Genomic DNA, 23,085 nt, shown 5'->3' on the forward strand with positions numbered 1-23,085 from the left:
GGGTTTTTTACGTGTTATTATATGAAATAATACAGTTAAACTTATAACAAAAATACATATGGAATAAAGGAATGTTTATAATGCAAAAAGCTATAGTGATCGGAGCTGGTATACTCGGCGCATCTACAGCATATCACCTTGCAAAATCAGGGGCTGATGTTACTTTAGTAGATCGTCGAGATCAGGGGCAGGCAACAGATGCAGCTGCAGGCATCGTGTGTCCATGGCTTTCGCAGCGCCGGAACAAAGCCTGGTATCAATTAGTAAAAGGCGGTGCTCGCTATTATCCGGAATTGATTGCGCAGTTGGAAGCAGACGGCGAAACGGAAACAGGTTATAAACAAGTAGGTGCAATAAGTCTTCATTCAGACACGGATAAGTTGGAGAAGATGGCGGAAAGAGCGATCAATCGGAGAGAAGACGCTCCTGAGATTGGGGAGGTCACTGTCCTTTCGCCTACTGAAACACAACGTTTATTCCCACCTATTGCAGATGAATACGGATCTGTTTTTGTGAGCGGTGGTGCTCGTGTGAATGGAAGGGCACTGCGAAATGCATTAATCAGTGCAGCTGTTAAGAACGGAGCTAGTCTATTAAATGGTGACGCAACAATCTTTCATGAAAACAATAGAGTCCTCGGAATAAAACTAGAGGGGAAAACGCTGCTTGCAGACAAAGTCATCGTTACAGCAGGCGCATGGTCACAAGAATTACTGAAGCCACTTGGTGTTAATTTCAAAGTTACACCCCAAAAGGCTCAAATCGTTCATCTGGAATTGCCTCAGACTGAGACAGATTCTTGGCCAGTTGTGATGCCTCCAACCAATCAATATATACTTACATTCGAAGGTGGCAGAATCGTTGTCGGTGCAACACACGAGGATGATGCGGGGTTTGATAATCGCGTAACAGCTGGTGGAGTCAATGAGATTTTAACAAAGTCATTAACTGTTGCGCCTGGTTTAGCATACAGTACTATAATCGAGACACGAGTTGGATTCCGGCCATTTACGCCTGGATTCTTGCCGGTGATCGGTCCTCTGCCTAACTTTGAGAACATCCTGCTTGCCAACGGATTAGGAGCATCCGGTTTAACAAGCGGTCCTTACCTTGGCGCGGAACTTGCAAAACTTGCTCTCAATCAACAAACTGAAATTGACATAAGCAGCTATGATATAGCAGGAGCACTTGAAAATCTCAAATAGAAGGTAAAAAGACAACTTTAGGGTTGTCTTTTTAGTTATGGTTGGGGGTATAAAGATCACGAAACTTGTCGCGAGATGTCGACTCGTGGTTATATTCAAATTAACGTGGGATTAATGTGATCTAACGTGGGAAAAAATCAATTAACGTGGGATTATTCCCATTTTTCGTGGGATTCCTTAAGACAATACCGAAGAGGGTATCCAGATTTCACTTCCCAAAAATTGTCCTATCCTACACCAATGTTTTTTGGCTAAAGTAATCCAAGTACTCATTAACTTGAATAACATCATAAATCTTTTTTTCTAAACAGAATTTGATAACCAAATCAGCAGTTTCGCTATCGGAAAGTGAATATCCGCCTGACTCAAGCAGTTGGTGGAATTCTACCTCATCTAGCTCAAGTGCTAACGCAAGTGCAATCACAGTACTTTTCTTAGGGCGATAATCCGAACTGGATCTGATTTTTGAAAAATGTCTGCGGTCAATGCCAGCTCTTTTGTAAATCTCTGTGTCACTTGCAGCTTTTTGATCAATGAAACGAAACAATACTTCCTGAAGAGTTGGTTTTTGATTATTTTTAATAAAATGATCAAGTTCAATATGAAGGCTTTCGGAAATACACTCTTCCTTCATATCGGAGTACATACGGTCTTGTAATTCAATAATTAAGTGGTTATGTATATAAGCTTCTAGTTCTTTAATTATTTTTTGATCGAGCATAAGATCAGCCTCCAAAATGTCGCTTTACAGGCGACCAAATGATGGATAAATGTAGCTATTATTATAGCATGACAAACAAATTTGGAGGATGATGATTATGAATAAAAATGTAACGGAGATTGTTTTTTTGCTGGATAGAAGCGGATCTATGTCTGGACTAGAGAGTGACACAATCGGAGGTTTTAATGCTTTTATTGAAAGGCAGTGCCAGCTAGAGGGGGAAACGATGCTCACAGCAGTCCTTTTTGATGACGAGTATGAGGTTTTATGGAATGGTGTAGATGCAGCAAAAGCAAAGTTAACAAAAAAGGAGTATTACGTAAGAGGAGCTACTGCTCTGCTTGACGCAGTTGGAAAAACAATTTTAGATGTAGGTCACAGATTATCAGCGACAACTGAAGAACAAAGACCAGGTAATGTAATTTTTGTTATTACAACGGATGGTATGGAAAATGCAAGCTGTGAGTTTACCTATGAAAAAGTAAAAGAACTGATCAAGCACCAGCAAGAGAAATACAGTTGGGAATTCATTTTCATGGGTGCAAATATTGATGCAGTAAAGGAAGCGGACAATATGGGAATTAGTGTGGAAAATGCATTTGACTTTGAGGCATCAGAGGTTGGTGTTGAAAAGATGTACAATATGATGTGTGAAGCAGTAACCGAGAAAAGACTAAAATGATGACAAGGAAGCTAACTCCCTCTAAGGAGTTGGTTTTTTTGTTTGATTGGAAATTATTAATGCGAACGGATACACTAGCTTAAAAAAGAAAGAAATCCTTTAAAATAAAAGTATTTTTAGAAAACATTGAAAAAATGGTTGCAAAAAACAACATAAACGAACATAATTGAACACAAGGATGTGGTAAAAGTGAACAACATGCTTCCTTTAGAAAGAAAACTAGTAATCATGAAAATTCTAGAAAGAGATAGAAAGGTCCAGATTGATCAGCTCGTCCACGAACTGCAAGTTTCAAGTATGACGATTAGAAGAGATCTTGGGCAGCTGGAGGATGAGGGCAAGCTAATTCGAACACACGGTGGAGCAATCGCAGTAAATACTCTTATTTCAGAAACTCCATATCAAAGTAAGACAGAAACTAGAACCGAACAAAAAAAGTTAATAGCGCAATATGCGGCCACGTTAATTCCTGAAGGCTGCAGTCTTTTACTAGACTCAGGAACAACAACCCGTGAAATTGCCAAAATGATTAGGAACAGGACAGATTTAACCATCATAACGAACGATCTGAAAATTGCGAGTGAATTAGTGGACAGTCCTTCTTCCGTCATCTGTACAGGTGGAAACATACAATCTGGAATAGGTTCTATGTTAGGACCTCATGCTCAAGCTTTATTGCGGGAAATAAAAGTGGACCTTCTTTTCCTTGGTACACATGCTATTGATTTGGGCAATGGTATGTCAGCGCCAACAATGGAAAAAGCATTGATAAAAAAATTGATGATATCCTCAGCAAAAACGATCTGGCTGGTTGCTGATTCAAGCAAATTTAATAAGAATGCTTTCTCTCATGTTTGTTCACTAAATGAGATCAACGGTATCATTACAGACTCACAAATTAGCAGCGAAGACTTTAAGCGTTTTAGCGAACAGACTGTCATTCACTCTGTTCCTGAAGGTGAGGTATCGGCTTTATGAAAATTGCTGTGATTGCAGACGATTTGACAGGAGCAAATGCAACCGGAGTTCTTTTAACAAAACAGGGATTTTCAACAGCGACAATTTTGGATGACTCGAACGTTAAAGGATATAACTATGACGCCATTTGTTTGGATACTGACAGCAGGTACATTCGAAAAGAGATCGCTTACGAACGAGTGAAGAGAGCTGTTAACCGAATGGCTAGTTTAGGGGCTGAACTTTTCAGCAAAAGAATTGACAGTACAGTCAGGGGTAACATCGGTGCAGAGATCGATGCCATGCTGGATGCCCTTTCAGAAGAGTCAGTTGCAATCGTTGTTCCATCTTACCCAAACTCAGGAAGAACAGCGGTTGGGGGATACCTCTTAGTAAATGGTGTTCCAGTACAGGAAACAGATGTAGCAAAAGATCCTCAAAATCCTTTGAAGCAATCAAATGTATTAAAAATCATTTCAGATCAGAGCAGATACGCTGTGGATCATATTGAATTAAGCCTTGTTTTAAAAGGAAAAGAAGCATTGTCCACTGAATTGGAATCGCGGATGAAAAATGGAAAGAAAATTATTGTGATTGATGCTATTACCGATGATCAGATCAAGCTAATTGCAGAAACGATGGGTTCATTTAATCACTCGTTCATTCCTGTTGACCCTGGTCCGCTGACGTCTTGTTATGTGAAAGAAAAGTATAAGAAACGAAATACTTCACCAAAGATAATCGTATCGGTCGGAAGCTGTACTAACGTAATCGGGAAACAATTGAATCATCTGATTCGAACGATGAACGTTAAGCCTGTGGTTGTTGTACCAGAGAAGCTGATAAGCCTTGATATGGAAGTAAGAACAGCAGAATTGTCAAGGGCTGTCCAAGAAGGACTACGACGCACCAAGAATGAAGATATCACGCTGGTTACGACCTATCAAGCAGACAAGCAGCTATTAGACTTGAAGACATTAGCTAAAGAGCAAGGAACGAGCGAAGAGTCTTTAGCGAAAAGAATTACGGATGGGCTCGCTTTGATAACTCAGAAGATCATACAAGGCAGTGAAACAGTGATCAGCGGTTGTTTTTCGAGTGGAGGAGATGTAACAGCATCGATTTGTGCTGCCGGAAAAACATATGGTATTCAGTTGTTGGATGAGGTGTTTCCACTTGCTGCATATGGCCGTTTGATCGGAGGATATTTGGATGGTCTTCCTATCATCACGAAAGGCGGATTGGTAGGCGAAGATGATGCTATTACGAGGTCAGTCCAATATTTAATCCAACAAGTAAATAATCATAAAAAAGAAGAGGAGCGAGTTTAATGACTAGAATTGATACAAAGCCGATTATAGTAATCCCAATGGGTGACCCTGCAGGAATTGGACCTGAAATCGTTGTGAAAGCTCTGGATAAAAAAGAAATCTATGAGAACTGTAAGCCGTTGGTTATCGGCCATAAAGAAGTAATGAAACAAGCAATGTCCTTTACAGATGTATCTCTTTCATTAAATGAAGTAAGTGAACCTACTGATGGGAAGTATGAATTCGGAACGGTTGATATGATCCATTTAGAAAACTTGGATATCAATCGGTTAAAAATTGGTGAAGTCCAGGCGATGTGTGGCCAGGCGGCATTTGAATATATTCAAAAAAGCATAGAATTAGCAAATCAAGGCAAAGTCGATGCAATCGCCACAACACCGATAAACAAAGAATCTTTACAAGCTGCAAATGTTCCTTACATCGGTCATACGGAGATGCTTGCTGGTCTAACGGGTGTTGCCGATCCGCTAACAATGTTTGAAGTAAACTCTTTACGTATCTTCTTCCTGACTAGACACTTATCTCTTAAAGATGCAATCGGTCAGATGACAGCTGACAGAATTTATGATTATGTGAAGAGATGCGATGAAGCCCTTCAACGCCTCGGCATTGAGGAACGAAAAATCGCAGTAGCAGGATTGAACCCGCACAGTGGGGAACATGGCTTATTCGGGCGTGAAGAACTCGACGAAATCACACCAGGAATCGAAAGAGCCCGAAATGATGGATACCAAGTATTCGGGCCAGTCCCAGCTGACTCTGTTTTCCATCAAGCGTTACACGGAAAGTATGATGCTGTTCTCTCTCTTTATCATGACCAAGGCCATATCGCTGCAAAAATGACAGATTTTGAAAGAACGATTTCGATAACAAATGGCTTACCATTCCTTAGAACTTCTGTCGATCATGGAACTGCATTTGACATCGCAGGTACAGGTATTGCTGGCTCAGTCAGTATGGAAGAGGCTATCAAACTTGCGGCTAAGTATTCGGTTTACTTCCGTACACAAAAGGTTTAGTATCTTCGGGTACCGCTAGAGAGAGGTAAATTCTTTTCTCTCTCTATTTAAGATATTGTGTAAGCGATTACATCTGCTTCTAAGATCTTACAGAAATGAAATCAAAACTAGGAGGGGTTGTATCATATGACAAGTTCAAAGTGGTTAAAAATCATACCGGTAGCATTTATTATGTACATGCTTGCGTATATGGACCGTATTAACGTAGGTGTATTAATGCCTTACATCCAGGAAGATCTCAACATCTCAGCATCTTCTGCCGGGGATATCGCAGGAATCTTCTTTGTTGGTTATTTGATTCTTCAGATTCCTGGCGGGATTCTTGCGACTAAATGGTCTGCGAAAAAATTTATCTTTATTCTCATGATTCTATGGGGATTATGCGCAACCGCATCAGGATTTGTACAGACAGAAGGACAACTTAAAGTAGTGAGGTTTCTACTAGGGGTTGCTGAAGGGGGAGTTTGGCCAGCCGTACTCGTTTTGCTGGCAAACTGGTTTACTGTAAAAGAAAGAGCACGGGCAAACGCATTTTGGATGGCGTGTCTGCCTGTTTCAGCCATCCTGATGGCCCCGATTTCCGGTATCTTGTTAAAACATTTTGATTGGCAAACGGTTTTAATTTTAGAAGGACTCCCGCCTATCATTTTTGCTTTTGTATGGTTGGCGGTTATTAAAGATAAGCCTTCCGATGCAAAATGGATGGACGATAAAGAGCGGACAAAACTGCTTTCAGACCTTAATGCAGAACAAAGTAAATCTGTTAAATCTCAAGGATATGGCGCAGCTTTCAAGAACAAAACAGTTTGGGGCTTAGTCGTGATGTACTTCCTATGGATGACAGGTTTCTATGGGTATACGATGTGGGTTCCGAGTGTAGTAGGTACGTTTACGAAAGACCCTGCAATGATGGGATGGTTAACAGCTATTCCATTTACATTCGCATTAGTGGGTATGGTTCTTAATTCCATCTGGTCAGACAGACGAATGAACCGGGTGCAGCACGTAGTCACGCCGTTGTTAATCGCAGCACTTTCTATGGTGGCAGGACAATTTGTTGAATCTCCTCTCCTGCAAATGATTCTTCTTTCGGTAACTGCCATTGGTGTATATGCTCCCTACGGACCATTATGGGCAATTCCTACCGCTATCATTCCGGCAGGAGTAGTAGGTGCCGCACTTGGGTTGCAGAATGCCATTGGAAATTTGGGAGGTTATAACGGACCGAAATTTGTTGGTGTCCTAAAGGATGTAACAGGAAGCTTCCATGCTGGGTTCTACTTTTTGGCAGGCTCTCTAGCGCTTGCCGCATTAGTTACCTGGATATTGGGGAGATCGATGAATGTGCAAGATACAAAAGCACCGAATAAAACAACAATAAATAAAGTATCATAACTATTCAGACGGTATCTAATGATACCGTCTGAAATTGTTTTCATGTAAAAGAGTATAAATAAATTACAGGCGTTTAAAAGACAGAGGCGAAACTACAGCTCTCTGTCTTTTTTGTGGGGTACAAAAAGATACTTTTTTTCCTCTCGAAACTAATAGTATTTTATGTAAAATATAGTATATATTTTACATAACGCTTGTTAAAGTGAGGGGGAAGACAATGGAACTCCGGCCTAAATTTTCTTTGCAATCATTTAAAAAAGCAAATATCTCTGCTTTGAGAGAGTTTACTGATCGAGAAGAACCTACAAAGGCTTTTATTCATGCTTTTGAACGAAAAGAAAAGTCGACTAATAAAGTATTAACCTATTACGGGGTTGGAGGAATCGGCAAATCTCGTTTATTAAGAGAGCTCTATCAGAAAACAAATCAAATAGATTCTACTGCTGTAAAAGCGATTATTGATTTTAAAGAAGAAAAACACAGAATTCCTGGCGAAGCGTTAATTTGGTTGCGTGAAGAACTGAAAAAAAATTACAACATTAAGTTTTCTACTTTTGATCTCGCATATACAATCTATTGGAAAAAATTAAATCCTCAATTGAGTATGAAGACAAACGGAAATGATCTGCCCTTTATTGAAGAAGGGAGCTTTATAGGAGAGTTAGTTCATCAGCTTGAGAATGTTCCGCTGGCTCAATGGGTGCCTAAGACTTTAAAGCTGATTAATGGGATGGGTAAATATAAAGAGATTATTCAATGGTGGACCGGCCGAGGGAAAGATGTAATGATGCAGCTTCAGGATATGCTCCCAAATCAGATAGAAGAAATGTTGTCAGTTTTTTGGGCAGCAGATTTAAGGGATTACATAAAAGACAAAAATTTATCCGCAGTCATTTTTATAGATACTTACGAAGCTCTTTGGGAAAACAAGCGTCAACAAGGTTCGTTTTATGAAAGAGATTCATGGGCAAGAGAACTTGTACTGCAGCTGCCAGAAGTGCTGTGGGTTATTTGTGGACGTGAGAAGATTCAGTGGGGAAAGGTCAATAACGCATGGAACAATGAAAAATATTTGGAGCAGCATCTGATCGGAGAGCTCTCAAAAACAGATTGTCATAAGTTTTTGCAATCATGCGGCATTTTGAATGAGGAAGTACGACATACGATTATCGAAGCCAGCCATGGCCTTCCGTATTATTTAGATTTAATGGTAGATACTTATAACTTAATTACCGAAAATAGCACACCGCAGCCTAATGATTTTTCCAGCACCCCACAAGAAATCTTAGACCGCTTTTTAAGGTATTTGGAGCTTTCAGAAAAAGAAACATTGAAGATCCTTTCTTTTGCACGGTTTTGGGATATAAAATTATTTCAGGCTATAGTGGAGAAGTTCAATACAGGGTTTCCATTAACAGCTTATTTAGATTTATTTAGATTCTCGTTTATCAATGAAACTAGACCAGAGCAATGGGTTATGCATGCGATGATGAGAACTAGTTTGCAAGATAATATTCAATTAAATGATAAATCACTGTTTCAGCAGGTCCATGTATTTTTGTTTAAGTATTATGATGATAAACTCCTAAAGAATAAAGGGGAGAGCATAACAGAAGACGATAAATGGATGTTTCAAGAAGCTTTTTATCACGGGAGATATACCTTCTCTAACGATCAGTTTTTAATATGGTTTTTAGAAAAGGGAAAGGTGTTAAAGGGGGCAGGACAGTTCCAGCTCATTTCATCCTATTATGAGGAAGTAGTCTTAGGTATGTTACAGGAGAAGAAAACGGAGCAAAGTGCTGCTGTTTATCAATTTTTTGGTGAAATTTTTTTATTGCAAGGGAAGTATGAAGAAGCTGCAAACTCGTTTGCTGAAGCCATATCAATCTTTCAGACATACATGCAAGTCAATCGCAGCGTTTCTAAGGATTTGTGTAAATGCAGTATCGACTTAGCTGAAGTAATGGTTCATACAACAAATTACGAAAAAGCTTTTGCTTATTTAACAAAAGGTATTATGTATTCAGAAAGCAACCAAGAGAACAGGGATCATGAGTATTATACAATCGTGGCTCTCTTATATATTCGGTTAGGGAAACTGAACATTCGTTTTTCTAACTATGATGATTCATTGAATAATTATAAAAGTGCTATCGCAGCTTGTGATGAAGGATTGAAAATTTCAAATGACGATTCAAAACTTTATGCCAAGAAAGCATTAGCCTTTGAAAAGCTTGGAGAGCTTTATGGACGCGGTCAATACGACTTGGAAGGGGAATGCTATAGAAAATCAATTTACTATTATCAACGGTCCCTAGAGAACATAGATGTTCATGAATATTTAAGAATCCTTACAAACAAAGGACTTGTCCATAAGCGGTTAGGCGAACACTACTCTGTGAAAACAAATCCCTCTGATAAAATAAAAAGTTTTAAGCAAGCGATTCATATTTATGATGAAGTGCTTGAACAGTCACCATATTTTATTGACGCTCTTGAGAAAAAAGGCCATGCTACGGTTGATTACATGGTTCTTCAGATAGAACTGGATCTATTGGATGAAGCAATGGTGAGCTTTCAAGAGGCAGTAGCAACTTTTCACAAAGTAATAGATTATTCTCCTAAACAGGGAGGATCCAGAAACCGGCTAGCTTCAGCATATCGTGAGGTAAGTCAGGTGTATTTAAAAAGAAACCAATGGACGGAAGCGTTAGAAATATTGCAAGAATCTTTAAAATTAAGCGAGGAAGTTCTTAAAGAAACTCCGAATTATGTTTATGTTAATAACAGCATAGGAAAAACTTACGAATTAATTGCAGATATTTATTTAGAAAAGAAGGATTTAGTAAAAGCAGTTCTTTTCTATCAAACCGCTGTAAAATATTATGATAAGATGCTCCAAATAGCTCCAAAACTAAGAGAACCTCTTAGAAGAAAGGAAGGTATCAAAAAAAAATTAAGGAATTAAGGATAGAAACTAAGTCTCTTTTGAAATAGGGGTTTTTCTCTTGCACAGTTTATTTTAGGGTAAATTTAACCGGTTTGGGGAAGATAAAACATCATAGGAGGGATGAAGCATGAAAGAAAAGGAAGAAAAAGTGAACCAAAAAGCTTCTGATGGGATGAACGAGCTTGTGGAAATAATCAATGCAAAAGGCGACACCGGGGAATTGAAAGAAATCGTCAATAAATACGATGAAGAACATTCCCCTTTATGTAATGATGACTTTTTTTATACAGATTTAAAAGCGATTGCAGAAGATGGAGCAAAAGAAGATTAGTTATTCACCAAATCAGCATCCAATAAGCTCAAATAAAAAAGACAGAGGACACCATGGATATCTCTGTCTTTTTTATATGTTAATTTTACTTAATTTTGTGAATGAAGATAAAAAGAAGCTTCTGTTATTATAGAGATATAAGCATATTTAAATAGGAGCTATCTATGAAAGATCCGTATTACGATAAATTGTTAAACATCCATACACAAGGTAACCAAAAGGGGTTTCATCCTTCCGTGCATTATAACCGGTACGAACCCACGCCATATCACGCCCTGGAGACACTGTTTAATCAGTATGTGTTAAGAAGCAGTGACAGGATTGTAGACTTTGGCTGTGGAAAAGGGCGGTTAAACTTTTATATTCATCATTTATTTCAAGCATCTGTAGTAGGAATAGAAATGAACGAATCGTTTTATGAAGATGCCCTTAATAATAAAGAGAATTATCTAAGGAAACATAGAAAAGGCAGAGATAAAATTCATTTTCAATCCTGTCTGGCAGAAGAGTATAAAATCGATCCGGCAGATAATCGGTTTTATTTTTTTAATCCGTTTTCTCTCCAAATTTTTATGAAGACCATAAATAATATTTTACGTTCCGTTGAGATAACACCTAGGCAAATAGAAATTATTTTATATTATGCTCCAGAGGAATATCTCTACTTTTTAGAGAATCAAACAGCATTCGAGTTAAAAGAAGAAGTAATTTTACCGGAATTATATGAACAGAATCCTTATGAAAAATTTTTAATCTATTATTTAGTTTTCTAAAAAAGGGGGATTATGAATATGGCGAAAGACCGCCGAGGAAGTCTGTGCTCTTTTTGATAGTGTGTATGTTTCTTTTTATAAAGGAATTGGAGGGGTAGCTGGAGCAATTCTTGCTGGTCCAAAAGATTTTACAGAGGAGTCAAAGATATGGAAAAGACGCCATGGTGGTGATTTGATCAGTCTTTATCCTTATATTATCAGCGCAGATTATTACTTTGACCAGAGAGTACATAAAATGGGTAAGTATTATGAAAATGCGAAAGAGCTCGCAGCATATTATAATCAAAGTTCAAGTGTTAAAACAGTTCCTGAAATACCTATATCGAATATGTTTCATGTTTATTTTGATTTGCCGAAAGAAAAGATAGAGTCAATTTTAATTGGGGTATATAACGATGTAGGGATTGGGTTATCAGGGTATGTTAAAGAAATAGATAATGATACATGCTTTTATGAAGTAAGCATTGGAGATCGTTACACTGCAATCCCTAAAGAAAAATTAGAAGAATTGTTTCAAAAGCTTGGTGAAAGAATAAATAAAGATATCGTAACCGTTGATTGAACCCATCTTGTATGATGGGTTTTTTTTAATGTTTAGGGCACAAATTTAATAAAATGTGGACAAGTACCGTTCCTATTCCTCGTTAATTTCATAGAATATTAGAACTTGAATGAAGGAGGTTTTTTTATGTTTGGATATTCTATGGTACAGATTGTACGTTCACATTCTCATAAATTAGATAAATCTTTACGTGATATCGTACTTAACTTGTATAAACCATTTAAATGGACACCTTGTTTTTTGCATAATCTATTAGAAGGCTTTATTAAAAAGAATAAGAGATTGTCCGTCATTATTGAATTTGAAGAAGATTGTTTTGAAGATGGGTGCTCAGAAATTCACCAACTTTTTACAAAGCAAAGGAAAAGTAATATCAGGAATCTGTTTTCTGCAGTTTCCTGCTGCAGTGCAGATATAACACCATCAATATTGGAAGAGGTGCTCACAAGCTGCAGTCACGTCAAAAAAATATATTTAAACCGAGAAGTAAAAACCTTGTTAGATGTCGCTCTGCCTACAGCAAAGGCGAAAAATGTTATTAGAAATGGGACAGCCTTAACAGGTGAAGGTATAACAATAGCAATTATCGATACAGGTGTTTATCCACATCTGGATCTTTCGGGGAGAATTACAGGATTCGTTGATTTCATCAATCAAAGGACAGATCCATATGATGATAATGGACATGGTACACATTGTGCGGGTGATGCTGCTGGAAATGGATTAGCATCTTCGGGTCTTTATAGCGGTCCTGCCCCAAAAGCTAATATTGTTGGGGTAAAAGTATTGGATCAGCTAGGATCCGGTTCATTAGAAACAGTTATGCAAGGCGTACAATGGTGCATAGATTATAATCAACAAAATCCAGAAAATAAAATAGATATTATTAGCATGTCCTTAGGTGCAGCTGCCCAACAGTATAATAAAGAAAATGATGATCCAATGGTTCAAATCGTAGAAGCAGCATGGGAAAGTGGAATTGTCGTAGTTGTTGCTGCTGGAAACGAAGGACCAGAAGCGGGTACCGTCGCAAGTCCTGGTATAAGCGATCAGATCATAACGGTTGGTGCGCTGGATGACAGAGACACTGCTGAAGATATAACAGATGATGATGTAGCCAGTTTTTCAAGCAGGGGACCTACTCTATATGGAAATGTAAAACCCGATATATTAGCACCGGGAGTAAATATCGTATCATTACGTTCACCAAATTCTTTTTTAGATAAGCTGCAGAAATCCAGCAGAGTGGGCTCTCAATATTTTGTATTATCAGGCACTTCAATGGCAACACCAATCTGCGCAGGAATCGCAGCACTGATTTTGCAAAGAAATCCTGAATTAACCCCTCAGGAAGTAAAAGAACTATTAATGAATGGTGCTGTAAATGGTGCTGCTTTACAGAGAGATCCTAATGTTTATGGAGCTGGTTATATAAACGCTGAGAATTCAGTTCCAAAATAAAAAAACTCAAGCTGAAATATGCTTGAGTTTTTTTGCAGTTTGCTTAATTTCAGCTGTGCAGGTACCTTCTAATTTCCGCAAAACCTTCTTATAGTTTTTTATTAAGTATATCTTATCTGTACAGGTACTCTTAAACTTATGATCATTTGTTGTATACATAATGGCATGGCAGGGAAAATACGTTTTGTTTACTCGGAAACGCAGGTCCTTCCACATCACAAAGTAACCGCTTATTCCTTTCTTCACAAAGGGATAGGCAAATTGCGTTGAAGCAAGAAAGTTGGTGATATCTGCTTCGTTTTTGCTCTTTTCTATTAAATCCTTATGGTCTGATTGCTTTGGCAGTTTGTGTTCAATTTTAAGGAATTGATAAGAATTATTTCGGATATAAAGTTGCGGTAGTTGTCACCAAAGTTACTTCAACCTATAATAAAATAGAAGCTAATCATATATAGATTAATCCGGTAATCATGGTGTCTGTTACAGACTTAAAAGGGAATCTGGTGAAAATCCAGAGCTGTACCCGCAACTGTAAGTGCTGATGAAATAAGCGAAACCACTGTCTTCGGACGGGAAGGGCTTAAAGTAAAGTGAAGCACGAGTCAGGAGACCTGCCATGTTATAGCGTTGATCTTCTTCGGGAGTTGGGAAGATAAGACGAGGGGTATTTTAATAAATTTGTTCCTTATTAAATATTCTTGCGTTCCCCATCCTTTGTGGTGGGTTTTTTATTTGTTAGTTGATAAGCTTCGAATCTCGTGGTCATACCAACTCCCGCTACTAAAAACAGGGGCATAAAAGCTCCGGGAATGAGGAATGGGATGGAACAATTATCATCAAATGTCTCAAGAACGATTCAAACGAAACTTGTATTGCCTCCAGATACAAATCATATGGGAACCATCTTCGGGGGAACGGTATTATCGTATATCGATGAAATCGCAGCGATCTCTGCAATGAAACATAGCGGAAAGGTTGTTGTAACGGCATCTATTGATAATGTGAACTTTTTATCCTCCGCCAAAGTGGGCGATATATTAATTCTTGAAGGTGTCGTCATTTCAACAGGCAGGACTTCAATGGAAGTGTATGTGAAGGTAGAATGCCAAAACCTAGAAACAGGCAACAGAACGTTAAACACAACATCAATACTTACAATGGTTGCGATTGATAACGATGGGAAACCAAAACCTGTGCCGAGTGTTATACCGGAAACAGAAGAGGAAATATCATTTTTTGAGGATAATCAGTTGAGGAAGGAACGAAGGCTGTTATATAAAAACGTGAATCAATAGCCTTTAATAATTAAAGCAGGTAAGATAGATGGTGAAGGAAGGAGTGAGAATCCCAGTGAAAATCAAGAATATTTTTTATGTATCCCTGGGATTCTTATTTCTTGGATTAGGAATTGTGGGTATCATTATGCCACTGATCCCTACAACACCTTTACTGCTTTTAGCGTCTTACTTTTTTGTAAAAGGTTCTAAAAAGTTTGAGGTGTGGTTTAAAGGTACTGCCATATATAAAAATCATTTAGAAGAATTTATCAAAGAAAGATCTATGACCCGAAAAAAGAAAATCATGATCAACTTGTTTGCTGATGCCATGATTGCTGTGGCTTTTTTTATGACGGAGAGTACGGTAGTGAAGGTAGTGCTGCTTCTAATTGTTGCGTATAAATACTATTATTTTATAACCAAGATTAAAACCGTATAAAATAAAACCCTGAGTACGAAAATAAGTACTCAGGGTTTCTGCATTTATTGAATAATCGCAGAGCTGCCTGCTAACGATTCAGGTGTTTTCCCTAGAGCAAGCTGGCTAAGTCTGGAGTATCCAGTATGTTTATACGCGGTGAATAATTTTCTTACTTCATTAATATCTTTGTCACCGGTTAATCGTTGCATTTCTTTTTTATACAAACGGATAACAGACCCAATAACAAATTCAGGTTTGGCGTTTCCGGGATCCTCATTCATTATTAAGCATCCCATGTACTGGTACTTTAGCTGCATGGCACGGGTTAAGTTAATTACATCGATTAGCTTTTCGAAAAGCTCAGGATAGGATTGCTCTAATTTATTTAGTGCAGTTTGTGCTGATTTTAGTTCATTTTGGCTGCATAATGTAATCATGCAAATACCTCCTCTTTTACATCCCACGGTTTATCAAGAGAAATGACAGCTGCTAATTCTTTACTTTTCATTCGTCTCAGCTTTCGGACTTCTGCTCTTTCTTTCGCTGTTTCATATAAGAATTTCTCTTCTTCTGTTTCAGGGATTACTTCTGGAACGTCAACAGGCTTTTTATCTTCACCTAAAGCTACGAAAGTTAAGAAGGCTGTCGCAGCAATTCTTCTATCGCCTGTAATCATGTCTTCAGCAATCACTTTGCAAAAGATCTCCATTGAGCTTTTACCGGTATATGAAACAAACGATTCAATGCAGACAGAGTCGGTTTGATGGATTGGATGTAAAAAGTCAATTGAATCCGTTGAAGCTGTTACACATTCTTTTACTCTGGCGTGTCTTCGTGCAGATAAGGTAGCATTGTTATCCAGCTTTCTCATCAAAACTCCGCCGAAAAGGGTATTATAATTATTTAAATCCAGAGACATAACCTGGTCAGTATTAATAATGCGGCTTTCTCGCGCTTTCTTTTTGTTCATTTGAATCATTCCTTCCAAGATGTAAATTTCCATTTACAAGGTAAGTGTAACGCCTGAATTACCATGAAGTAAAATGGTTATTTTTCATTTGTAACATAGCCTTTATCTATGAAAATGCTTACACCTATGCCATAACTGCATAAAAAAAGACAATTCCCTGTGGAATCGTCTTTTTTATAGTTGTTCTTTTACAAAATGCAGCCATTCTTTTGCAGCAAAAGATAAATATTGATCTTTTCTCCAAATAAGTGCGAGTTCCCAGCCTATTGAGGGATTCACAACCTTGAGCGTTTTAACTTTTGTAGTAAGATGCCCGCAGATACTTTCAGGTAATAAAGAAACACCAAGTTTACAAGCGACCATTTCTTCGATGAACGACCATTGTGAGCTTTCGGAGATTACATGGGGATTAAAGCCGGCATGGTTACAAGAAGAGATGATGCGATCATGCAAAACAAAATCCTTATTGAACAGTATAAAAGATTCACTGCTGAGATCGGATAGGCTAACTTTTTCATATCGGGCAAGTGGATGATCAGGGTGAATAATTAGCTGCAAATCTTCCTTCATAAAAGAAAAATATTGAAAGACATCGTTGTTTGTAGGAAGTACAACAACCCCTATGTCTAAGTGATGATTTGCCACTTCTTCCTCAATTCTCTTTGAGCCATCTTCCATCAATTCAAAGGTTATGGCTGGATACTTTTCATGAAAGCTTCCTACCAGCTTGGGAAAAAGATGGGAGTCGAAAATCGGGGGTAATCCGATACGAATATGCCCTTTTTGAAGTCCCAGTAAATTATCCATTTCAGATTCTAAGTTATTAAAAGCTTTATCAACGAGTTTAGCTTGTTCATATACGACCCGGCCTGCATCAGTTAAAATGAGTTTCTTTCTGCTGGAGCGGTCAAATAGGATTAAACCTAATTCATCTTCTAAATTTTTGATCATTTTACTTATTGTGGGCTGAGTGATGAACAATTCCTCAGCAGCACGGGTAAAGCTGTTATATTTTGCAACTTTAATAAAGTATTGTAATTGTTTAATGTCCATTTCTACACCTGATTCCTTTTAGAAAATGTTTATCTAAGTTTAGTATGTAGCTTATCAAAATAAATTACCAAGTACTACTTATGAGAATGCAAAAAAAGAACAGCCTTATTTAGGCTGCCTCACATATTACTAAGCGGCTTCGTGCATAGCCACCAATCGTAGCATTGTATTTCCCCTGCTTGTGCTTGCTCTGTCCGTTTTTTTGCTTCTTGGATAGTATTAGCAGGCGGTACGATTAGACGGTCACCGATCAATTCATTTTTTGGCCAGTTTGCAGGAGTGGCTGCTTTATTTCTGTCTGCCGTCTGTAAGGCTTTAACTGCCCTTAAAATTTCATGGGTGTTCCGTCCTATAGAATCTGGATACGTTAAGATCAGACGGATTTTTCCTGTCGGATCGACAATATATACGCTTCGAACTGTTCTAGTTCCCATGGTCGGATGGATCATTCCGAGCCTAGTAGCTATTTTCCCAAGGCTATCAGCGATAACGGGGAACGTGATCTCTACTTTCAGGTTTTGTTTGATCCACTCAATCCATTTTATATGTGCGAAAACCTGTTCAACCGATAAACCGATTAAGTACGTGTTCAGTTTGTTGAATTCAGGCATCAGTTTTTGAAAAGCGACAAATTCCGTTGTACAGACTGGCGTAAAATCACCGGGGTGGCTAAATAACACAAACCAATGACCTTGATAGCTTGTTGGCAGGACAAGTTCCCCAAGGGTGGTATGAACTGTCATCTCCGGAAATTGATCGCCAATGAATGGCTTTGTATATTCCTGTGCTTCCTCCATATCTCTCCTCCTCTATTCGATTCTGGGTTGGTTTCCCATCATCCTACTCTTCTTTAATAATTGAGATTCGCCGGTTTTCTCCCACTTTTCAACAAGTTCAATCGTTTCTTCAGGTGTGAAACCTTGCCCGACTAATACGCCAGAAAGAATAAATTCTTGAAATAGGTGAGTGAGATTAATGCCTTCCTTCGATTCTTCCAAAGCTCTTTTTACTAATGGATCTATATACATTACCCACTGGTCTGCTGTACTTTGTGGCTGAGTTTGTGTTGGCATTTGCGTTTCAGTCTGTACTTGCGTTTCGGTATCTGGATTGCGGGATGAACCCGGCTGGCTGTTAAGCGTAAATAAGTAATTGTATTTAGCGCTGTGTTTAATTTCATCCGTAATGATATTAAATAAAATATCGCGATAATACGTGTTTGGCAGACCTTGCCTGATCACACGATATTTTTCAACAGCTGCCAATTCACCAAAAAGTGCTTTTACAAGGCCGTCTTTATACGTTTTTGGCCGCAAAAATTCTTCACCAGCTGTTTGTGGTACATCTTGCCCTGTAAGGTCTTTATAAATTTTTCTGAACAGCCGGTTATGCCTTTTTTCATCAGCACGGATCGAGGCGATAATTAATTTTTCTTCATTTGTAGGTGCTACAGAAATTAAGTATTCATAAAACAACTGATCTTCTCGTTCTCCAGAGACAGCTTCTCTGATAAGCTGCAAAGAAAGCTGTAGTGCTTGCTGCTGTCCGCTCGATTGCTGATCTTGTGGATTCATATAGCTCATATACGTACCTCCAAAAAAATAAAGTCGCAATAGTCTATGCAGATGCCTAACTTTTGCGCCTAACTTTTGTTCGGTGTCCCTGCTTTTAAACACCACTTGTCCATCTTGTGAATATGAATGAAATTAAGCTTGTTTAATAATTAAGGAAGTGTATATATGAATGAACTATATTGGCTAGCATTAGGTGCAGCAGCCATACTTTTCACAGAGGCGGCAGGCTGGTTGTATTGGCGTTATTTTGGAAAAGGATCTATTAAAAGTTATATGAATGAAGATCAGAAACCAGAGGGTGATTTTCGGGTTATCCGCAAAATTAATACACCCACTCAGAAGATTGCATTAGTAGATGTGGATGGTGAAATGTGGATCTACAGCAATGGAGATGTAATGTTCAGCACGACTCGTGATGAGGATGAGTACGCTGAAGTTATTGTTCACGTTCCGATGGCTGCAGCAAAAAACGTCAACAGTATTTTGATTATTGGCGGCGGAGGCGGAATTACTACACGTGAAGCATTGCGTTATGAAGATGTTGAAAAGGTAACAACGATTGATATTGATGATGTAATGTTAGACTTTGGAAGGAACTTAGACCGATTAGTGGAATTCAACAAGGGGTCGCTGAATCATTCTAAAGTAGAGACCGTTATTGCAGATGGAAGAAATTTTGTTGAAAATAGCACAGAAACATGGGATGTCATCATCGTAGATATTCCAGAGCCAACCTCTAAATGTCCAAGTCTATCAAGATTATTTACTTTTGAATTTTACAATCAGTTAAAAGATCACTTAAATCCAGGAGGTGCGATCTCCATTGCCTGCTCCACTTCGAGCTGGATGCCGGAATACATGTGGAGCATTGAAACCACTTTGAAAGAAGCTGGACTTTTTACTGTACCGTTCCACAACTTCTCGACAAAAGACGGCGAAGACTGGGGCTATATTCTAGCTACAACTCTTCCAGTCGATGCAAAGGATATTAAGTTAAAAGTGACATCTGACTTTTTGACAGAGGAGCGGCTGCAAGATGTTCTGCACCTTCCATACTACTTAGTAAATTGGGATAACAAAGGAAAAGTACAAACCGATCGAAACACCGTACTGCTGGATATTGTAAAAGAAGCATTCGGGTATTAATATTTTGATGCTAATTTGAATTAGAACAGCATATTTTAGTTGTTAGTTTGTCGAAATTTCTATAAATTTCTGTATGTGTGCAATTATTGAAGATTACCGTGCAATTATTCCAGATTACCTTCCAAAAATTTATCATTACCCTGCAATTATTGTGAACAGACTTAAGTATTTAGAGCAAAATGATCTGTTCTTCCTCCACAAGAGGGCGTTTTTTAAAAAACGCTCTTTTTTTATGCTGTTTAGCAATTTTTACGCACTTGATGTGTTCATTCCCGCTTATATGCACCTTAGTAACTCCTCTATGCAGGTCGGTTCGAATTGGATTTACGGCAGGATGCAGCTGGCATATACTGGTGACGCAAGCTTAACAGTCCTTAAAACGGAAGGAGGACATAAGAGAGATGAAGTTAACCATTCATGAAAATGATGACCAAGATGAGCTAGAAATTATCGTAAAGTGCAAAGAGTTGAACGATGAAGTCATTCAAGTACTAACTTCAATAAGGTCCCTGGAAAGAAAAGTTTTGGGGACGCTGGATGGGAAAATTCATTTGCTGGTGCCGAACGATATTTTTTATTTTGAATCCGTTGATAAAAAGAATTTCGCATATACGAAGCAAGCGGTTTATGAAGTTTCTATGCGGCTTTATCAGATCGAGGAGCTTTTTGGAGAAGGGAATTTCTTTCGGGCAACCAAAGCGACAATCTTGAACCTCGACAAAATTAAATCTCTCACTCCTCGACTTGGAGGAAGAGTAGAAGTAACACTGGAGAACGGTGAGAACATGCTTGTTTCCCGCCAGTATGTACCTGGCTTAAAAGAAAAGTTAGGTTTTTAAAAAGGAGGATTTGAAATGTGGAATAAAATAATGGAGTTTACTCTCGTTTTTAAAACGATGGCAGGGTTGTTTTTCTCAGCCGGAATTATTATTTACGTGGTGTTCGGTTTCATGCTGGGGGCTCGTGATATTTCGTTTGAGATGATCGTTCAGATTTTCTTTTTGAGCATTTTTGTAACGTGTCTTCAATATCTGTTTTGGGATGATGAGAGTAAAGTGAAGTTATCTGCCGTAAGCAAACTGCTGATTCAGTATATAATATTAAGTTTGGTACTCTTTGGAATGTCACAGCTGTTCGATTGGTTCGCGGTGGGCACAAAAACGTTTTATAACATGGTGATTTTGTATCATGTAATCTATCTAGGCGGTATTTTTGGCTTTTCAATTTACTTTAAAGTACTCGGCATGCGGTTTAATCAGAAAATAATGCATTATCGGGAGCAAAAGCAGGGCCGGTAGAATCAAATTTGTGTTTATGAGACCTCTGAGGAATTTATGAGCCTTCAAAATTTTTTTTGATCCCAGAAAATATATATAAAAAGAGGATGACCATCAAAAGTCATCCTCTCCCTATTAAGCGCCTTTACGAACTAAATCCACGTCCTTAGACTTTCCTCCAAACAAGTAATCTTTCACAGCGTTTGTAGAGAACTTTGCTTTTTTAACAAATAGTGGATTTAAAGCTACGATTGCAGCAAAGTTAGCCATCAGCCCCCAGAATCCTTCGTAAATTCCGAGAGATGTTCCAGTTGAGTAAACAGTGAATGTTACTGTGAGTCCAACAAGCAATCCGATGATTGTTGCTTCTCTTGTTTGATTTCTCCAGAACAAGCTTACCACGATAGCCGGGAAAATCTGTACCATGCCGGATACACCCAATAATTGAAGCGATACAAGCGCCTGCGGGAATACAAGTCCGAACAACAAAGCCAGACCGATCACGACAAAGACCATACCACGCGTGATCATCGTCAGTTTTGCGCCTTTTACTTTTGGATTAATCAAATCACGATAAATATTGTTCGCGAAAAGATTCGATGCACCGATCGCCATGATTGAACATGGGATAAGGGATGCAAGTGCAATGGTCGAATACGCCAACCCTTGTCCGATACCGCCATAAGACGTTTGAATCAAAGCCAGTAATGCAAATCGAGGGTCTGTTCCATCTGGAAGAACGAGAAACGCGATAAAGCCTAAAAATACAACAAGGATTAAAACAATATTGTAAAGCGGCAGATACAAGGCATTTTTACGGATTGCATCAGCACTGTTTGCTGTGAACACTCCAGTTGCAGCGTGTGCCCACATGAACAAAGCTAGTGCAGATACGAAAGATGCTGTGATGAACCATGGGATGCCTTTTGGCCCTGCATCAGGAATCGTTAAAAGATGAGGGGCTTCTGTTACGATCTTATCCACCATCGGGTTCCAGCCGCCAAAGTGCATGATTGGCAGAGAAACGACCATAAACAGCATGATTGCCCAAACGAGCACATCTTTAATGATTGCTGTATATGTCGGCCCTTTGATCCCGCTGAAGAAAGTATAAAGAGCAACAAGGAAGAATGATGTGATCACGACAACTTTTACATTGATAAAGCCTGTCCCAGCTACTTGCAAGGTATCCTGAATACCGCTTAGCTGGAGGCAGATATATGGAATAAGCATAAGTACGCCAACGATAGCGATTAGAGACGAAAGAAGCTTGGAATCAAATCGCTCACGTGCATAATCTGCCAGCGTCGTGAGTTTATGATGATTGGCTACTTTCCATAGTTTCGGAAGGAAAAAGTAAGAGATAAAATACGCGAGAACAGAGTATGGTATCGCGAAGAAAGCAAGGCTTCCTGCCGTATATGCAGTACTCGTTAATCCGAGAAACGTATATGCTGTATAGAGATCAGCTCCGACTAAAAACCAGACAAGAAGACCTCCGAACCGGCGTCCGCCGACAGACCATTCCTCTACAGAACTGCGGGTAGCTTTGTCTCTGCCGGCAAGAAATCCGATAAGAACAACAGTTAAGATAATACAAATTGTGATTGAAAGTGCTGTAAGATTTCCCTGCTGCATTTATTCCAAGCCTCCTTGTGATTTCTGAAGTTGATAGATGCCAAAGGTGCAAAAAGGAGTTAACACGATCCATAAAAACAGCCAAAATTGAAGAAACGGCAATCCTAAAATAATGGGGTCAATCCTGTTAACGAAAGGCAAGACGACTAGCTGAGCTACAAATGGCAAAACAATTAATAAGACCAAAAGAATTTTTTTCATGATGCTGCGCTCCTTCTTAGGTGTTTTTAGAAATATAATGTTCACAATCATAACAGCTTTAAAAGTGCGTAACAAGAGGAATTATATAAATTTTTAAAATATTTACGCTAATTCGAAAATGAAAGGGTTTACAAATAA

Annotated in this window: 23 protein-coding genes, 1 pseudogene and 1 riboswitch; of the genes and pseudogenes, 16 read left to right on the plus strand and 8 right to left on the minus strand. The window is 38.6% G+C overall.

What is annotated here, in order from left to right; genetic code table 11:
• Positions 1-71: 71 nt before the first annotated feature.
• Entirely contained in the window at positions 72-1,205 is a 1,134-nt protein-coding gene (locus ACFW35_RS17180; protein ID WP_379847655.1) for an NAD(P)/FAD-dependent oxidoreductase, read from the plus strand.
• Positions 1,206-1,437: 232 nt separating this feature from the next.
• Here the strand turns inward: ACFW35_RS17180 and ACFW35_RS17185 are convergent, their stop codons facing one another.
• The gene (locus ACFW35_RS17185) at positions 1,438-1,926 is read right to left on the minus strand and encodes a hypothetical protein (protein WP_379847656.1); all 489 of its coding nucleotides are present in this window, start codon (positions 1,924-1,926) and stop codon (positions 1,438-1,440) included.
• Positions 1,927-2,023: 97 nt separating this feature from the next.
• Between ACFW35_RS17185 and ACFW35_RS17190 the strand changes: the two genes are divergently transcribed.
• From ACFW35_RS17190 to ACFW35_RS17245, 12 genes and pseudogenes are all read left to right on the plus strand, one after another.
• Positions 2,024-2,608, plus strand: a complete 585-nt coding sequence (locus ACFW35_RS17190; RefSeq protein ID WP_379847658.1) for a vWA domain-containing protein — start codon at positions 2,024-2,026, stop codon at positions 2,606-2,608.
• Between the two features lie 198 nt (positions 2,609-2,806).
• Positions 2,807-3,586, plus strand: a complete 780-nt coding sequence (locus tag ACFW35_RS17195; protein WP_379847917.1) for a DeoR/GlpR family DNA-binding transcription regulator — start codon at positions 2,807-2,809, stop codon at positions 3,584-3,586.
• Complete coding sequence (locus tag ACFW35_RS17200; RefSeq protein ID WP_379847659.1) at positions 3,583-4,896, plus strand: four-carbon acid sugar kinase family protein; 1,314 nt, start codon at positions 3,583-3,585, stop codon at positions 4,894-4,896. The genes ACFW35_RS17195 and ACFW35_RS17200 overlap by 4 nt, the downstream gene beginning before the upstream one ends.
• The gene (gene pdxA, locus ACFW35_RS17205; RefSeq protein ID WP_379847661.1) at positions 4,896-5,915 is read left to right on the plus strand and encodes a 4-hydroxythreonine-4-phosphate dehydrogenase PdxA; all 1,020 of its coding nucleotides are present in this window, start codon (positions 4,896-4,898) and stop codon (positions 5,913-5,915) included. Before ACFW35_RS17200 ends, pdxA begins: the two co-directional genes overlap by 1 nt.
• Positions 5,916-6,041: 126 nt before the next feature.
• Entirely contained in the window at positions 6,042-7,310 is a 1,269-nt protein-coding gene (locus ACFW35_RS17210; protein ID WP_379847663.1) for an MFS transporter, read from the plus strand.
• Positions 7,311-7,527: 217 nt separating this feature from the next.
• On the plus strand, positions 7,528-10,281 hold the full coding sequence (locus ACFW35_RS17215; RefSeq protein ID WP_379847664.1) for a tetratricopeptide repeat protein: 2,754 nt from the start codon (positions 7,528-7,530) through the stop codon (positions 10,279-10,281).
• Positions 10,282-10,390: 109 nt separating this feature from the next.
• Complete coding sequence (locus ACFW35_RS17220) at positions 10,391-10,594, plus strand: hypothetical protein (RefSeq protein WP_379847666.1); 204 nt, start codon at positions 10,391-10,393, stop codon at positions 10,592-10,594.
• 164 nt (positions 10,595-10,758) lie between these two features.
• On the plus strand, positions 10,759-11,367 hold the full coding sequence (locus ACFW35_RS17225) for a methyltransferase (protein ID WP_379847668.1): 609 nt from the start codon (positions 10,759-10,761) through the stop codon (positions 11,365-11,367).
• Between the two features lie 19 nt (positions 11,368-11,386).
• Positions 11,387-11,929, plus strand: a pseudogene (locus tag ACFW35_RS17230) (beta-eliminating lyase-related protein); the annotation flags it as partial.
• A 126-nt stretch (positions 11,930-12,055) separates the two neighbouring features.
• A complete protein-coding gene (locus tag ACFW35_RS17235; protein WP_379847670.1) occupies positions 12,056-13,390 on the plus strand; it encodes a S8 family peptidase in 1,335 nt (444 codons plus the stop codon).
• Positions 13,391-13,845: 455 nt separating this feature from the next.
• Positions 13,846-14,023: riboswitch (cobalamin riboswitch) on the plus strand.
• Positions 14,024-14,211: 188 nt separating this feature from the next.
• Entirely contained in the window at positions 14,212-14,685 is a 474-nt protein-coding gene (locus tag ACFW35_RS17240; protein WP_379847672.1) for an acyl-CoA thioesterase, read from the plus strand.
• Between the two features lie 55 nt (positions 14,686-14,740).
• The gene (locus ACFW35_RS17245; protein ID WP_379847673.1) at positions 14,741-15,106 is read left to right on the plus strand and encodes a YbaN family protein; all 366 of its coding nucleotides are present in this window, start codon (positions 14,741-14,743) and stop codon (positions 15,104-15,106) included.
• Positions 15,107-15,150: 44 nt separating this feature from the next.
• Here ACFW35_RS17245 and ACFW35_RS17250 read toward each other — a convergent pair whose 3' ends face one another.
• From ACFW35_RS17250 to ACFW35_RS17270, 5 genes are all read right to left on the minus strand, one after another.
• The gene (locus ACFW35_RS17250; RefSeq protein WP_379847675.1) at positions 15,151-15,525 is read right to left on the minus strand and encodes a hypothetical protein; all 375 of its coding nucleotides are present in this window, start codon (positions 15,523-15,525) and stop codon (positions 15,151-15,153) included.
• Positions 15,522-16,058 (minus strand): acyl-CoA thioesterase, encoded by a 537-nt coding sequence (locus ACFW35_RS17255; protein ID WP_379847676.1) that lies wholly within the window; start codon positions 16,056-16,058, stop codon positions 15,522-15,524. Before ACFW35_RS17255 ends, ACFW35_RS17250 begins: the two co-directional genes overlap by 4 nt.
• Positions 16,059-16,232: 174 nt before the next feature.
• Complete coding sequence (cidR, locus tag ACFW35_RS17260) at positions 16,233-17,111, minus strand: cidABC operon transcriptional activator CidR (RefSeq protein WP_379847678.1); 879 nt, start codon at positions 17,109-17,111, stop codon at positions 16,233-16,235.
• A 119-nt stretch (positions 17,112-17,230) separates the two neighbouring features.
• On the minus strand, positions 17,231-17,908 hold the full coding sequence (locus ACFW35_RS17265; protein ID WP_379847679.1) for a peroxiredoxin: 678 nt from the start codon (positions 17,906-17,908) through the stop codon (positions 17,231-17,233).
• 12 nt (positions 17,909-17,920) lie between these two features.
• On the minus strand, positions 17,921-18,694 hold the full coding sequence (locus ACFW35_RS17270; protein ID WP_379847681.1) for a ferritin-like domain-containing protein: 774 nt from the start codon (positions 18,692-18,694) through the stop codon (positions 17,921-17,923).
• Between the two features lie 156 nt (positions 18,695-18,850).
• Between ACFW35_RS17270 and ACFW35_RS17275 the strand changes: the two genes are divergently transcribed.
• The 3 genes from ACFW35_RS17275 (at position 18,851) to ACFW35_RS17285 (ending at position 21,129) form a co-directional block, all read left to right on the plus strand.
• A complete protein-coding gene (locus ACFW35_RS17275) occupies positions 18,851-19,831 on the plus strand; it encodes a spermidine synthase (protein ID WP_379847682.1) in 981 nt (326 codons plus the stop codon).
• A gap of 401 nt (positions 19,832-20,232) precedes the next feature.
• Entirely contained in the window at positions 20,233-20,670 is a 438-nt protein-coding gene (locus tag ACFW35_RS17280; protein ID WP_379847684.1) for a LytTR family DNA-binding domain-containing protein, read from the plus strand.
• A 15-nt stretch (positions 20,671-20,685) separates the two neighbouring features.
• Positions 20,686-21,129 carry a hypothetical protein gene (locus ACFW35_RS17285; RefSeq protein ID WP_379847685.1) on the plus strand — a complete coding sequence of 148 codons (444 nt, stop codon included), beginning with the start codon at positions 20,686-20,688 and terminating at the stop codon, positions 21,127-21,129.
• A gap of 114 nt (positions 21,130-21,243) precedes the next feature.
• Here ACFW35_RS17285 and ACFW35_RS17290 read toward each other — a convergent pair whose 3' ends face one another.
• Positions 21,244-22,746, minus strand: a complete 1,503-nt coding sequence (locus ACFW35_RS17290) for a sodium:solute symporter family protein (protein ID WP_379847687.1) — start codon at positions 22,744-22,746, stop codon at positions 21,244-21,246.
• The gene (locus tag ACFW35_RS17295; protein WP_379847688.1) at positions 22,747-22,947 is read right to left on the minus strand and encodes a DUF3311 domain-containing protein; all 201 of its coding nucleotides are present in this window, start codon (positions 22,945-22,947) and stop codon (positions 22,747-22,749) included.
• Positions 22,948-23,085: the final 138 nt, after the last annotated feature.

Origin of the sequence: Fictibacillus sp. NPDC058756 (assembly GCF_042746035.1) — a bacterium.
Classification (GTDB): Bacteria; Bacillota; Bacilli; order Bacillales; family Fictibacillaceae; genus Fictibacillus.

Bases quoted from the DNA above. Each gene is read 5' to 3' on its own strand.
- ACFW35_RS17180 (WP_379847655.1), top strand. From the start codon at position 72: ATGTTTATAATGCAAAAAGCTATAGTGATCGGAGCTGGTATACTCGGC.
- ACFW35_RS17185 (WP_379847656.1), bottom strand. From the start codon at position 1,926: ATGCTCGATCAAAAAATAATTAAAGAACTAGAAGCTTATATACATAAC.
- ACFW35_RS17190 (WP_379847658.1), top strand. From the start codon at position 2,024: ATGAATAAAAATGTAACGGAGATTGTTTTTTTGCTGGATAGAAGCGGA.
- ACFW35_RS17195 (WP_379847917.1), top strand. From the start codon at position 2,807: ATGCTTCCTTTAGAAAGAAAACTAGTAATCATGAAAATTCTAGAAAGA.
- ACFW35_RS17200 (WP_379847659.1), top strand. From the start codon at position 3,583: ATGAAAATTGCTGTGATTGCAGACGATTTGACAGGAGCAAATGCAACC.
- pdxA (WP_379847661.1), top strand. From the start codon at position 4,896: ATGACTAGAATTGATACAAAGCCGATTATAGTAATCCCAATGGGTGAC.
- ACFW35_RS17210 (WP_379847663.1), top strand. From the start codon at position 6,042: ATGACAAGTTCAAAGTGGTTAAAAATCATACCGGTAGCATTTATTATG.
- ACFW35_RS17215 (WP_379847664.1), top strand. From the start codon at position 7,528: ATGGAACTCCGGCCTAAATTTTCTTTGCAATCATTTAAAAAAGCAAAT.
- ACFW35_RS17220 (WP_379847666.1), top strand. From the start codon at position 10,391: ATGAAAGAAAAGGAAGAAAAAGTGAACCAAAAAGCTTCTGATGGGATG.
- ACFW35_RS17225 (WP_379847668.1), top strand. From the start codon at position 10,759: ATGAAAGATCCGTATTACGATAAATTGTTAAACATCCATACACAAGGT.
- ACFW35_RS17235 (WP_379847670.1), top strand. From the start codon at position 12,056: ATGTTTGGATATTCTATGGTACAGATTGTACGTTCACATTCTCATAAA.
- ACFW35_RS17240 (WP_379847672.1), top strand. From the start codon at position 14,212: ATGGAACAATTATCATCAAATGTCTCAAGAACGATTCAAACGAAACTT.
- ACFW35_RS17250 (WP_379847675.1), bottom strand. From the start codon at position 15,525: ATGATTACATTATGCAGCCAAAATGAACTAAAATCAGCACAAACTGCA.
- ACFW35_RS17255 (WP_379847676.1), bottom strand. From the start codon at position 16,058: ATGAACAAAAAGAAAGCGCGAGAAAGCCGCATTATTAATACTGACCAG.
- cidR (WP_379847678.1), bottom strand. From the start codon at position 17,111: ATGGACATTAAACAATTACAATACTTTATTAAAGTTGCAAAATATAAC.
- ACFW35_RS17265 (WP_379847679.1), bottom strand. From the start codon at position 17,908: ATGGAGGAAGCACAGGAATATACAAAGCCATTCATTGGCGATCAATTT.
- ACFW35_RS17270 (WP_379847681.1), bottom strand. From the start codon at position 18,694: ATGAGCTATATGAATCCACAAGATCAGCAATCGAGCGGACAGCAGCAA.
- ACFW35_RS17275 (WP_379847682.1), top strand. From the start codon at position 18,851: ATGAATGAACTATATTGGCTAGCATTAGGTGCAGCAGCCATACTTTTC.
- ACFW35_RS17280 (WP_379847684.1), top strand. From the start codon at position 20,233: ATGAAGTTAACCATTCATGAAAATGATGACCAAGATGAGCTAGAAATT.
- ACFW35_RS17285 (WP_379847685.1), top strand. From the start codon at position 20,686: ATGTGGAATAAAATAATGGAGTTTACTCTCGTTTTTAAAACGATGGCA.
- ACFW35_RS17290 (WP_379847687.1), bottom strand. From the start codon at position 22,746: ATGCAGCAGGGAAATCTTACAGCACTTTCAATCACAATTTGTATTATC.
- ACFW35_RS17295 (WP_379847688.1), bottom strand. From the start codon at position 22,947: ATGAAAAAAATTCTTTTGGTCTTATTAATTGTTTTGCCATTTGTAGCT.